Below are 12,415 nucleotides of genomic sequence, written 5' to 3'. Positions count from 1 at the left end.
GAAATTTTTCCATTCTGGGTATGGGTGAAACTATAAGGAAAATATTTAACCTAATGATTCGTATTTGTTCCAAAAGTTTCATAAATTTGACTATCCAATCACTTCTGACTCGATTATTGTAAATATAATAAAACTACACGCACATGAATTTCAAAATCATCCTACTGCCTGAAACGCAAACCGAAGTATGTCTTCACCGTGACCGGAATGAAGAAGGCGAGGAAATCGTACGTATAACCGCGTTCGTAATCAGCTCGTCCGGCACGGAACCGATGTTAGAGCGGGTTGTCCGGTTTTCAGACGAAAAGTCGGCGAGGTTTTTTGTGGATGATTATTCGGAGGTGTCGGCGAAGGGGTTTTTGAGGTTTTGTTTGGAGGAGGAGGGGGTTAGGGTTGGTTACTTTGCCAAACCCTTACCGGAATTTCCCTGAAAAATGCCCAGGCTTGCAGATCTTTTTAGCTTCACTTTACGAACATTTGCCGCAGAATTGTAAATCGGCTCGGCAACTTTTAGATAAGGGTCGTTGCTAATAAACAATATTCCCTGATGAGGGAAATTCGATAAAAATTCCGCGGTAGCATTAGCCTCGTCCAGCAAATACTGTTCATTTTCATAGCTTTCGGTCGGCGCAACTTCTATGATATGTTGATTTAAACTTTCGTCATAACCATATAAAAATGACATGTGGCTATGCTTTGCAGCAAGAGCATCAAGGAGTTTGACAACCAGCTTATTTTCTTTTTTCATGTCATTTAATTTTTACTGTTTCGGAAAGAATTGAAGTGAGGTTTTTTGCCATCTCGTATGCCACAATGCTTCTAGTTTGATCGATAAACTGGTCCCTGTAATCGGCGATCACTCGTTCCGCTTTCAACTTGCCCATTTCTCTATTAAAGTAACCGGCTTTAATGCGGTCTATTGCAAACAGAATATCAAAGGTAGCACTTATGATCAAATCATGGGAGCCAGTACCTGTCAGTTTATCTCTGTTCCTAAATATCCGTGAATCCCTGACTTTATGAAAATGCAGTAAATACTGAAAAACAGAGTAATAGGAGCAATGAATACTGTTGCAGTAATGGGCGTGATTGTAAATGAGCAACTCCGAGGATCTGAGACTCTCCTCGTGCCTTTTGAGATAATTATTGTTCATGGACAGGGTTCAATGATATGTCTGATCACAGACGAAGTGCGTGGATACTACAAGAATTGTGTGACTGATAAGTTGAAAGTAGCAGGATTTACTTATCTATAAAGTATAGCAGATAGGGAGAATGATTCTGCGGTAGTAATGGGGTTTTTAAAGGTTAATTTAGATTTACAAAACCTAATAAACCAACCCAAACCGCAACGCCTGCAACCCACTTAGCCCCTGCAAATCTTCCAGGGCCAGTTCTTCCACTTCTTGTGAGATGGCATTTGTTTCCTGTAGGTATTGGATAAAAGGTAGGTAATCCTCTACATCCTTTTTTTCGAGGAAGATCAGGGCAATTTTGTCTGGTTGCGTCAGTCGTTCTCCGGTACCGCGAATGTGGGCTTTGTCTATTCGCTTTTTGATCATTTGATACCGGATATTGTACGCTCCCTCCACGTCAAATTTTCTTTCATCGGGCCTGAAACTAATGTCGATTGGGCTGTTATGAATGAAAATGAGCTGGGTGGTCTGCAACACTTTCGACATTTCTGATTGGAGCGAATGCGTCATTTTTGCTACCGCTATCATCGACGAGAGCTGCCAGAGACGCAGGTTTTTGAGGTGAAAATGATTAAAATGTTTATCCGGGCTGATGGATTGACCTATATATATGTCATACTCGACTCCATCAGTTCGAAACTTTTCGAAATAGCAGGGATAGGGTTGCTGCAGCTTTTCTTTTTCGGATTCAAAATAGGTATTAACTGCATCGTTGATCAGATGCATCGAATGTTCGAGTGCTTTGCGATTGGCGAAAACTTCTCCGGTTTCTGATTGTACAACTTCAAGATACCTATTGATTACGTCCTGTGTTTCGGGTTGATATTGAGACAAATGAAGAAGGTAATCCTTGGTCTCATGGTTGAGGAAGTTGTTCAGGTTGTTTTCCCCGACATTGCTCCAATGGTCGGAGCCGAGCGTCTGCTGCCATTTTCGGCAGTTATAACAGAGTTCCAGCATCAGCGAAGAATCGTCCCAGGCAAGAAGGGTGTTCAATGTATTATCCAGCACTTCCAGGTGAAATTGAAGGTCTTTACGGGTCGCAAGGTTTCGCTCCGTAGTGGAATTCCGGATGTCTATGGCACCATAAAGCGGGTAAACATCATTGAAACAGATGGTTTGCGTTTCGACATGGTGATGTTTCTTTTTCTGGTGCAAAACGAGCCACGCAGCTTCATTGAATTTCCATTGAACGGAGGGCTGCAAAGAGGTAAACCTTTCTTTGATAATGTTCTCTAATTCCAGATTAAATTCATCAATGTAGATTTGAAGGAGCTGGGCGATCGGATCAAAGGCCGGTTCCAGCCGCGACAGGGTTTTTTCGTCGAAAACTTCACCCTGCCAGGTATGCATGCACAAAACACCCACCACAGTTTCATCGGAAAAAACGGGCAAAAGCGCCAATGATTGTACCCCCAGGTTTCGGAATGGCTCCAAAAACGTAATCCGCATTTCTTTTTCGCCGGCAATGTCAGCCGAGAAAAAAGAAATTGGGCGTGCAAAATAGCTTTCTGCCTGCCGGGTAAATACCTCGCTGGTAACCTGATTTTCACCCCATACTTTTGACATTATGCCGGTTCCGGTGGTCTCGTGGCCGTAAACCGCCTTGTTATTGACTCTCAAAAAAGGAAAAAGATCAAACTCGATCCGGTTGTTCTGAACGAGCGTTTTCAGCGATTCGATGATGTTTTTATACCGTTCGTTTTCCTGGCCGGGAACCCGGTTGAGCCTTACTTTCCTGATATTTTCAACGGCCATTTTACTGGTAACATCAGAAACACTCAATACCGCAAAACCCCGAAACCTGAACAAGCTGAGCGGAAGCACATTTTCGAGCAATAGTTGTCCGTTTTCCTTTGCAAACCGAGCGTAAAGTTCAGCGAAATCGAGAACAGGTAGCTCGTCCTTTGGTGTGATATCTACGAAATCTGTATTGACATTTGCCTCAAAATAACGCCTTAGGCCGGTTTCCGGGTTGGTCCATGCGTAATATTGCCGGATTCTGGCAGGAACTTTAAAGTTGTAAAGGCGCTCCAAAATGAGTGTATAGATAATATGTAGCCTTTCTTTAAAAAATTCTGCCGGAGCCTTTTTATTAATGTATTGATCAGCGTCCTCAGGCTTTTGTTCCAGCATATCGTACAAAAGATCTGTCCCGTAAAAAATTCTGGGATTGAGCGGAAGACTAAGCCCCCACACCAGTTTTTTCTCAGATTTGTGCACGGGCGACAGGCATGCGTAAATGTGTTCAAGAAAGCCCTCGTACAGGTGAATGTCGTCTAGCGGAATGTCGGTTTGAGGAATGCTATGCTCCTGAAAGTACGCCAGTATCTGTTTATAAATAAACGCCTTTGGTGTAATTTCTTCTGCGGCACGCTGCTCAACAAACCGCATAAAAGGCATAAATGAGATCGCAACATCAATCGTCAGCCCCAGGGACTGAAAGCCGGAAACGTCCTGAATTTTTACTTTCATGTTCGAGGGGGGGCGGCATTTGTCCGATACTTTTCTTTCCTGGATTTAAGATACAATATCTAGTCGGAAACGGCTGAATATTAGCCTATAACCTGCCAAATTATTTATTATCCTTAAAAAATATTGGAGAACTTCTTCCATTTTCGGGTGCGACCTGCGTCATTTGCCTAATCCTCCGAATTCGCTGCTTTATATGAGACAACTTATCGCTTTCTGCATTGTACTACACTTCCTGATCTCATGTACGGCCAAAAAGCAAAATGAAAAAGTTGAATTAAAAGAGCCGCCGGCTTCGGGGCTGTCAGGAAAGGAACTGTCGATCGCGCATTGCAGCCGCTGCCATGCTTTTGTGAAACCTGACCTGTTGACGAAAGCGAGCTGGCGGGATGTGCTTCCTGCGATGGGGCACCGGATGGGCGTATACAGCGGCGGGTTCAGGCCCGACAGTTTGTTCGACGCCGGTATCAGTGGCGATGTCGTACGTAATGCGGGGATCTTCCCGGAAACATCGGTTTTGGCGAAGGAGGATTGGGTCAAAATAGAGAAATACTACCTCGACAATGCGCCTGACACGATTGCACCTCCGCTACGGAAAAGTAAAATCAGGATTGGTTTAAAGCATTTCAAATACAAAGAAGCATCATTTAACAACCGGCCTGCATTGACTAGCATGGTCAAAATCCTGCCTGATAACCGGGGTGTCGTATACGGTGACGCGAAAAACAGGCGCAATGTCCTGACCTTTCTTACTCCTGAGCTCAAAGAAAATTACAGCATTCAGTTGCAATCAACACCCATTGATTTTTACGAAAAAGGCAATGAATTGTACCTGACAATGGTTGGTAGGGGCGTGTTCCCGACTGATGCAGCTGATGGTACCTTGCAACGATTTTTGAAAAGTGGACAAACGTCCGGATACAAACCTGCCGATGTTCCTGTTTCAAATTTGCGACGGCCTGTTTCTATGGTTTACGGGGATCTGAATAAAGATGGCTTCGAGGATATAGTAGCCTGTGAGTTTGGCAACGAAACAGGTCAACTGGCATGGTATCAAAACAATGGGAAAGGTGGTTATGACAAGAGGACGCTGCGTGACAAGCCAGGTGCCATTACGGCCGTCATTAAGGATGCAAATCAGGATGGTTTGCCGGATATATATGTGCTTATGGCGCAGGGTGATGAGGGTGTTTTTTTGTATGAAAACCAGGGGTTCGGAAAGTTTCAGGAGAAACGGTTACTGTCCTTTTTGCCGCTGAATGGATCGCAATACATTCAGCTGGCAGATTTCAATAAGGACGGTTTTGATGATATCGTGTACGTCTGTGGGGACAATGCGGACAAAACGCCGGTATTGAAGGATTATCACGGGATTTATATTTTTCTCAATGATGGTAAATCCAATTTCAGGCAGGCATATTTCTACCAACTGAATGGTGCGTATAAAGCAATGATCCGCGATTACGATCTGGATGGGGACCTGGATATAGCCGCCATTTCGTTTTTCCCTGACTACCTGCGCTACCCAGAGGAGAGCTTTGTTTATCTGGAAAATAAAGGAAAACTAAAATTTGAAGATTATTCCATTCCCGAAGCGCCGAAAGGGCGATGGGTAGTGATGGACGCCGGCGACATGGATGCAGACGGGGACATTGACCTGGTTCTGGGCTCGTTTGTCTATTTTCTACCGCAAGGTGATACCACTGGGCTAGGGAAGAAGTGGTTGACCGACGGGCCTTCGGTGATTGTTTTAGAGAATACTACGAGGTAACAAAAGCAAATGAATCTGATTATTTACAAAGCATCTGACGAGGAGAAATTTATGGGATACAGACTTTTCTAGTGAAGAAATTAGTATTCCTTAATCGATTGCTAAATGAAGAATGTCGGATTGTACAGTAGGATAGGTGCAGCAATTTTGATGGTGTTTGTTACGCTGCTATTCTTTCTGGACAGTTGTATAGAACCTTTTTCTCCGCCGGAAGTCAATTCTGATGAGAATTATCTGGTCGTTGACGGATTTTTCAATGCAAGCGGTTCTGACACCAGCCGGTTCGAATTACGAAGGACCCAAAATGTCAATCAAACCGCGCAGCCTACAATCGAAACAGGTGCATCCATTGCCGTTGAGGAGGAGGGAGGAGCGACCTATCCTTTCACTGAATCCGGAACAGGAATGTATGTGCTGCCGCCCCGACCTTATAATATGGCAGGCAAATACAGGATCCGAATTAAAACCGAAAGCGGGCAAGAGTATCTTTCCGAATTTGTGACCGTAAGCCGCACACCCGCCATAGACAGCGTGACCTACAAAATGGATGAGCTGCAAAACGCCATGGTATTTTATGTCAATACCCACGACGCTGCGAACAGGACGCAGTTTTATCGCTGGAAATTTGATGAAACCTGGGAATACCATGCGACCTATTATTCAGCTCTGGAAGTAAAGGGTAGTGAGGTGGTGATCAGGAAGGAAAACATTAATAAATGCTGGGGCAACAAAAAGTCCGGTAGCATTTTACTCGGAAGTACGGTCAGGCTGAGCGATGACATTATCAAAAACCTGCCGTTGAACAGAGTACCGGTCTCCACCAACAAACTTTTCATTAAATACAGCATGCTCGTGAAGCAGTATGGTTTGTCGCGCGAGGCCTTCGAATATTGGACTGATCTTGCGAAGACCACGCAGGCTACCGGCAGCCTTTTTGACCCGCAACCGTCGCAGGTTACGGGCAACATTAAAAACACCGCGAATGTTAAAGACCTGGTTTTTGGTTATTTCAGCGCCTCCACAGAGGAAACCAAGCGAATTACCATTGAACCAAAACTGGGCCTGTTTCCCAGATGTACCGAGCCCGACACCCTGCCCATCCGTTGCGGCCGGGCCGAAGAGCCGTGTGCCTTTAACACAACTAAAATGCTGCTGACTTACTGGGGCTTCCGGGCGGATTCGGTGCTGGTAGCATCTTCTAACTGTACGGATTGCCGGGAGGGCGGGGGAACCACACAAAAGCCCTCTTACTGGTAAAAGTGTTCCGATATTTCAAAAAATCCTTACTTTGACAATGCGTAGATTGTTTGCAAATCTGAGTTGTTTTCCCCCTGCCTGGGCCGTCTTGCTGTTTATATGTTTTGCGTGTGGTGTCAACCCGGAATATTCCAAACCGAAGCAACAAACAAAGACCGAAACGATTGCCGACCTGGGTGCGCTGCCCAGGTTTGTTACCGATCCGGTCGATAATCCAACCAGTCCTGAAAAGGTACAGCTGGGGCGGCTGCTGTTCTTTGATCCCGTGTTATCGGGCAATAAGGATGTGGCCTGCGCTACCTGCCATCAGCCGGAATTCAATTATGCGGAGTTTCTCGAAACTTCCATTGGCGTGAATGGGGTAGGGAGAGGTTCTAAGCGATTTTTTCAGGATCCGAATGACATTCCTTTTGTTAAGAGAAATTCACAAAGTGTTTTGAACACCGCATTCAATGGAATCCGGAACGACGAGCCTTATCATCCCGAGTCAGCTGCTATGTTTTGGGACGGCCGGGCGAAGAGCCTGGAAGAGCAAGCCCTGTTCCCGATCAGGACTTTTGAAGAAATGCGTGGGCATGGCTACGCCGAGGACAAAGTATTGGAAGGGATCGTCAAGAGGCTCAATGCTATTCCCGAGTATCGCGCGCTGTTTGCGGCGGCATTTAAAAGTGATAAGAATCCGGTGAATGACGGTAATCTTGCCAAAGCCATTGCCGCATACGAAAGGACATTAATCGCCAATAATTCCCGGTTTGACCAATACATGAGAGGGGATAGCGGCGCGCTCACGACAGGAGAGAAGGAGGGGCTGAACCTGTTTCTCAAATCGGGCTGTGCCAAATGCCATTCGGGGCCGATGTTATCGGATTTTAAACTCCATACGCTGGGTGTTGCCGATACCCCAAACCGAAAGGAGAGCGACACAGGCGGCAATAAAAACTATGGATTTCGTACGCCTACATTGCGAAACCTGCGTTACTCAGGTCCGTATATGCATAGTGGTACTCTCAAAACCCTGGATCAGGTATTGCTTTTTTATGAAGACCTTGCCGGCGGAAAAATCGAAAACCCGAATGTTGAGATGTACCAAATGGATACCCTCGCCAATCAGTTGAATGTGAAATTCAAGGACATTGACCGGATCGTTGAATTTCTGAATTCATTGAATGACGATTCGTTTGACAAAAGCATTCCAGCCAGGGTGCCGAGTGGGTTGCCCGTTTCAGGGCGTTAATTTACTTAGTCATTGAGCCCGAATTCTTCTCTAACCTGCTGGTAATTAGTGAAATCAATGCTTTTCATACGTCCACGTGCCTTGGGCGGAACGATAATCCAGCGGAATTCCAGGTCAAAATCAATGGGTATCAGGCGGCGTTCATAGAAAGTCAGGTCGAAATTCATGGTGCCTTTATTCTCTCTCACCTGCATAAAATACCCAAGCGTCAGGAGCTCGTTCGATGATGGAAGCGAAAACACCACATTCGGCCTGCCGTCGTTGCGGTAGTAAGCCATCACCAGTGCACTGTCCAGGATAGCCTGCGTAATGTTATTGTCATCTTTGGATACCAGAAAGTAAGTCGAATCCTGGTTCCGCATCCAGACGTCCCCGGGAATTTTGACCCAGGCCGAAACGATCAGGTTAGCGGCTCCCGCGGGTCCGGCTGGCCCTGCCGCCCCCGCGGCACCAGCTGTTCCGGCAGGACCTGCGGGGCCAGCCGGGCCCGTGTCTCCATTCGGTCCTTTACATGCATTTATTCCTATTGCAAAAGCGACAATCCACAGCCAGCCTGGGCTTATAAAGCGTAATGTTTTTTTCATGATTTTATAGAGAAAGGGAGTACTGTAACCTTCAAAAAGCATTGGGTAAGCCACAAAATTTACCCTCTCACATTCCGGCTGAAATTGGGAACGGAGCAGTCAAAACGGCAATGCTGCCTTTGAATGCTAACTGGCTGATTGGCAGCGACGAACAAAGTAAATATATCTAAATTAATTTGGATATTTAAAGAAAAAATTGCAATTTTTATGTATAAATAGGCCACTCCTATAAACCTTCCTTCTATCACTTTTTAAACTTTCCAGCTTATGAGACTAGCTCTATCAGTGCTCTCATTATGCCTGCTGTTATTTTTGGAGTCGATTGGTCAGACACCGGTAATAACACGTGGGCCTTACCTGCAAATGGCTTACTCCAAACGTTTAAACGAATTTGCAACCCGCGCTTCTGTTACTATTCGCTGGCAAACCAGCATCCCCACAATCGGCAGGGTAGGCTACTCCGCGGAACCGGAATACGAATTGCTGGGAAACGGCACGCCTATCATGGAAGAGACAACTCCTGGGACGGATCATAAGATTGTCTTAACAGATCTTAAAACCGATCAGCAGTACCGCTATTACATCGGAACCGGAACCACTCAGCAATTCCCGACACCATTGCCTATCATCCTCGAAAAATCACCCGACCATTTTTTCAAAACTCCCCCGGACCCCGGTGTCAGGAAAAAGACAAAAATGTGGGTGCTTGGTGACTTTGGATATGCCTCGTCTACCGAGACCGCGAGCAGGCAGGACAGCACCATTGCCGCCATGAAGGATTTTATGACTACCAACAAAACGGGGTCAATGGACCTTTGGCTTTGGCTGGGTGACAATGCGTACGAGCAGGGCAAATTAGAAGAGTATCAGGATAAAATTTTTAATAAGACCAAAAGCCGCTACGACTGGATGTTCCGTCAGACACCGTTTTACGCTACTCCCGGAAATCATGACTACTTCGACGGTACCGTTGATAGTGCCTCTCTATACCGCGTCAGGGCAAATAAAAACATTCATTATTATGATGTGGTCAATAACTTTATGAATGGTGAAGGCGGGGGAGAACCGTCCAATACAGAAGCATATTATTCATTTGATTACAGTAACATTCATTTCATCAGCCTGGATACGTATGGATTTGAAAAATTAGGTGACGACCATACCAAAATCCTGGCTGTAAATGGTGATCAATCCAATTGGCTTAAAAGAGATCTGGCCAAGGCGAATGCCAATCCTGCGATCAACTGGGTGATCGTGTTCACACACATTGCGCCTTTCAGCGGGGGATCACATAATTCAGACACTGAGAGGGATTTGATACAAATACGAGAGAACCTGGTACCGATACTGGACGCTTATAAGGTAGATGTGGTGCTGGCCGGGCATAGTCACAACTATGAACGATCCCGATTGATGCGAGACCATTCTACTATTTCCAGCAATTTTGTGATGGCTACGCACAATCCGGCTGTCGGCAGTAATGCACAGGGAAATGGTCGGTACGACGGTACGCCCAATTCCTGCTTCTATTATAAAAACAGTGCTGCTACTAAAAACGAAGGCATTATTTATGTGGTTAACGGTGCGGGCGGAAGAAAACACGACGATGGTTTAAGCAGGAATATCAGGAATCAGGGGCTTGTCGACAGGCTGATGGCATCTTCGGCCTTCTATGTGGGAGGTTCCATGTACATCGAGGTTGAGAATAAGAGACTGACGGCCAAATTTATCAGCGCAAAAAAGCAGGTACTGGACCAGTTTACTATTATCAAAGACCTGGATGGCTTCACGGTACCGCGTACGGATGACACTACACGAACTGCTATTTGTGAATGCACCGATGCACAGCCGACAGCTAATAACTTTACACATTACGTTGATAACAAAGGTAATTTGCTGCTGTCCATTAACAAGCACGATCTCAACATTGGTAAAGCAGGCGTACCACCGTTTGAAGTGAAACTGGGTGGTATCTGGGGGCGGAAAGATGTAGGCGCGTTCTTCCCGGATAATTATATCCGTGCGGACCGCATCCGGTCGTTTAATTCCAATTGGAGCCTGATGAACAGGTACTGGACGGTTCAGCCCAATCCGGAATTGACAGGGAATCAGCAGGTCACGGTGCGGCATTATTATAAAGAGGAGGACCTGACTTACCTGCGCTATGAGGACGGTACCTACAACCGGATCGGGCATTACAGCCTGCGATTCTTTAAAATAAACAGTGTGTCCACCAATTTTAATGTTGATCCGCAGAGCGGTGTTCACAATACGATCAAAGGTGCATCGGATTTCAATAAAAATGGTATCTGGCTGTACGACGTCTACCAGGGCAGCATTCCAAATCAGCAGGCCACTCCCACGGAATATAAATGGAGGTATGGTTTTAATCAGAAGGAAGTATTCTTCTATCCGACCGAATCTTATCCGTTTTACTCGGGTGAGTTCGTAGTAGGCAGGCTGAAGGGCGGAGGCGGCATTGGGGCCCAGGTATACAACCTCAATCCTCGCGGTACGGTAGTAGTGCTGAATGCAGGCAGTCTCTGGCGTTTTTACGCGAAAGGAGGGCCGCCGCCGAACGTCGGCATCTACAATTGGAAAGGAGGACAGGATAGCGACGAGCTGAATGGTAATGAGGAGGCCAACTATGACGCCGACTCAAGATGGATGAGAGGTGCTGCTCCCCTGGGATACTCGACAAACCGGGAAGACGGTGAAAAAACGCTGATCCCAGGATGCCAAACCGAGCTGGACTGTTACGTATACAATGAAACAAATTCCTATTTGGGAGCGGGATGTGCGACCTGTACGAGCCGCTGGACAACCACCTATTTCCGAAACTCTTTTTACATGTCGTCGCAAAATCGGTCCTATCACCAATCCGTGATTATTAATTATAAGAGGGACGACGGCGTTCTGATTTATATCAATGGCAAAGAGCTGACGCCCCGCGACCCAAACATGCCGAAAAATGCTGTTACTTACGATAGCCTGGCAAAAAATGCCAATGTAGAGTATGCCTGGCAAACGGTGGTAGTGCCTAATGACGGTAGTTTTTTCAGGCTGGGACAGAATACGATTGCCGTTGAACTGCACCAGAACAGCCTGACAAGCTCCGACATTCATTTCGATATGGACATTACATTGAGTCCGGACGTTATGACTACGCCTACCCGGGTAGCCGCAATGATTGAAACCCAGAAAACGGAAACAATACCGGTGCTCTATCCCAACCCGTCAGATAACGACAAAGTCCTTTTCAGCCAGCCTTTGATGTACGAGACGCTGAGAATTACCGATTCCAAAGGTGTCGTCAAACGCTATCTGCCGACCGCGGGGACTTTAAATGAAATGAACTTATCTGGCCTGCCAGCAGGCATTTTTATATTGTCGAGCCAGTACAAGGGAAAAGTCACTCATTTTAAAATCATCAAAAAGTGAAATACGGGAAAGAATTATGGGCTATGGCCCATAATCTTCTCCCGATGCTCCTTGCCCCATTTGATCATCTCCAGAATGATATCACCGAACGACTGGCAATAGTCGGTCACGGTGTATTCCACCATCACGGGTGATGATGGCGTTACTGTCCTGCGCAAGAGCTGATTGGCTTCCATTTCTTTCAGCTCGCGGGATAGCATGCGCGTAGTAATGCCAGGGATACTTCTTTCGATGTCCCTGAAACGCTTGTTTCCATTGCATAATGAGTTGATAATGGGTAGTTTCCATTTTCCTCCGATCACATAAATGGTGTCCTGAAGCGCCTGTATCTCTTCCCGCTGATCCCGGGGATGAGACAGGATTTCTTTTGCTTTTTCGCGTAGTTCGTCGTTTTGCATGCTGGTATACTCTGTGATACTGGTTACAAAGTTATACCAGTTATTCCATAATTTTGTCAAAA

General features: G+C 46.0%; 10 protein-coding genes. 5 read left to right on the top strand and 5 right to left on the bottom strand.

Features of this window, described 5'->3' with window-relative positions:
* Positions 1-143 precede the first annotated feature (143 nt).
* A complete protein-coding gene (locus ON006_RS15835; RefSeq protein WP_244822950.1) occupies positions 144-431 on the top strand; it encodes a hypothetical protein in 288 nt (95 codons plus the stop codon).
* On the opposite strand, the gene ON006_RS15830 is transcribed toward ON006_RS15835, so the two are convergent.
* The 3 genes from ON006_RS15830 to ON006_RS15820 form a co-directional block, all read right to left on the bottom strand.
* Positions 398-748 carry a hypothetical protein gene (locus ON006_RS15830; protein WP_244822951.1) on the bottom strand — a complete coding sequence of 117 codons (351 nt, stop codon included), beginning with the start codon at positions 746-748 and terminating at the stop codon, positions 398-400. The genes ON006_RS15835 and ON006_RS15830 overlap by 34 nt on opposite strands.
* Before the next feature lies 1 nt (position 749).
* The gene (locus tag ON006_RS15825; protein ID WP_244822952.1) at positions 750-1,154 is read right to left on the bottom strand and encodes a hypothetical protein; all 405 of its coding nucleotides are present in this window, start codon (positions 1,152-1,154) and stop codon (positions 750-752) included.
* A 174-nt stretch (positions 1,155-1,328) separates the two neighbouring features.
* Entirely contained in the window at positions 1,329-3,671 is a 2,343-nt protein-coding gene (locus ON006_RS15820; RefSeq protein WP_244822953.1) for a GAF domain-containing protein, read from the bottom strand.
* Between the two features lie 193 nt (positions 3,672-3,864).
* Here ON006_RS15820 and ON006_RS15815 point away from each other — a divergent pair, with 193 nt between their 5' ends.
* From ON006_RS15815 to ON006_RS15805, 3 genes are all read left to right on the top strand, one after another.
* Positions 3,865-5,439 (top strand): FG-GAP repeat domain-containing protein, encoded by a 1,575-nt coding sequence (locus ON006_RS15815; protein WP_244822954.1) that lies wholly within the window; start codon positions 3,865-3,867, stop codon positions 5,437-5,439.
* Between the two features lie 105 nt (positions 5,440-5,544).
* Positions 5,545-6,696, top strand: a complete 1,152-nt coding sequence (locus ON006_RS15810) for a DUF4249 domain-containing protein (RefSeq protein ID WP_244822955.1) — start codon at positions 5,545-5,547, stop codon at positions 6,694-6,696.
* A gap of 37 nt (positions 6,697-6,733) precedes the next feature.
* A complete protein-coding gene (locus ON006_RS15805; RefSeq protein ID WP_244822956.1) occupies positions 6,734-7,930 on the top strand; it encodes a cytochrome-c peroxidase in 1,197 nt (398 codons plus the stop codon).
* A 5-nt stretch (positions 7,931-7,935) separates the two neighbouring features.
* Here ON006_RS15805 and ON006_RS15800 read toward each other — a convergent pair whose 3' ends face one another.
* The gene (locus ON006_RS15800; protein WP_244822957.1) at positions 7,936-8,514 is read right to left on the bottom strand and encodes a hypothetical protein; all 579 of its coding nucleotides are present in this window, start codon (positions 8,512-8,514) and stop codon (positions 7,936-7,938) included.
* Between the two features lie 267 nt (positions 8,515-8,781).
* Between ON006_RS15800 and ON006_RS15795 the strand changes: the two genes are divergently transcribed.
* Positions 8,782-11,955, top strand: coding sequence for a metallophosphoesterase (locus ON006_RS15795; protein WP_244822958.1), 3,174 nt, complete (start codon positions 8,782-8,784; stop codon positions 11,953-11,955).
* Positions 11,956-11,969: 14 nt separating this feature from the next.
* On the opposite strand, the gene ON006_RS15790 is transcribed toward ON006_RS15795, so the two are convergent.
* Positions 11,970-12,413, bottom strand: a complete 444-nt coding sequence (locus ON006_RS15790; RefSeq protein WP_267609878.1) for a winged helix-turn-helix transcriptional regulator — start codon at positions 12,411-12,413, stop codon at positions 11,970-11,972.
* Positions 12,414-12,415 lie beyond the last annotated feature (2 nt).

This window comes from Dyadobacter pollutisoli (assembly GCF_026625565.1).
In the GTDB taxonomy this organism is placed as follows: domain Bacteria; phylum Bacteroidota; class Bacteroidia; order Cytophagales; family Spirosomataceae; genus Dyadobacter; species Dyadobacter pollutisoli.
The sequence above is the reverse complement of the archived record's forward strand: the minus strand, read 5'-3'. Positions and strand labels throughout refer to the sequence as shown.

Coding starts and splice junctions, on each gene's coding strand:
- ON006_RS15825 (WP_244822952.1), bottom strand. CDS start 1,154: ATGAACAATAATTATCTCAAAAGGCACGAGGAGAGTCTCAGATCCTCG.
- ON006_RS15795 (WP_244822958.1), top strand. CDS start 8,782: ATGAGACTAGCTCTATCAGTGCTCTCATTATGCCTGCTGTTATTTTTG.
- ON006_RS15820 (WP_244822953.1), bottom strand. CDS start 3,671: ATGAAAGTAAAAATTCAGGACGTTTCCGGCTTTCAGTCCCTGGGGCTG.
- ON006_RS15810 (WP_244822955.1), top strand. CDS start 5,545: ATGAAGAATGTCGGATTGTACAGTAGGATAGGTGCAGCAATTTTGATG.
- ON006_RS15835 (WP_244822950.1), top strand. CDS start 144: ATGAATTTCAAAATCATCCTACTGCCTGAAACGCAAACCGAAGTATGT.
- ON006_RS15805 (WP_244822956.1), top strand. CDS start 6,734: ATGCGTAGATTGTTTGCAAATCTGAGTTGTTTTCCCCCTGCCTGGGCC.
- ON006_RS15800 (WP_244822957.1), bottom strand. CDS start 8,514: ATGAAAAAAACATTACGCTTTATAAGCCCAGGCTGGCTGTGGATTGTC.
- ON006_RS15815 (WP_244822954.1), top strand. CDS start 3,865: ATGAGACAACTTATCGCTTTCTGCATTGTACTACACTTCCTGATCTCA.
- ON006_RS15830 (WP_244822951.1), bottom strand. CDS start 748: ATGAAAAAAGAAAATAAGCTGGTTGTCAAACTCCTTGATGCTCTTGCT.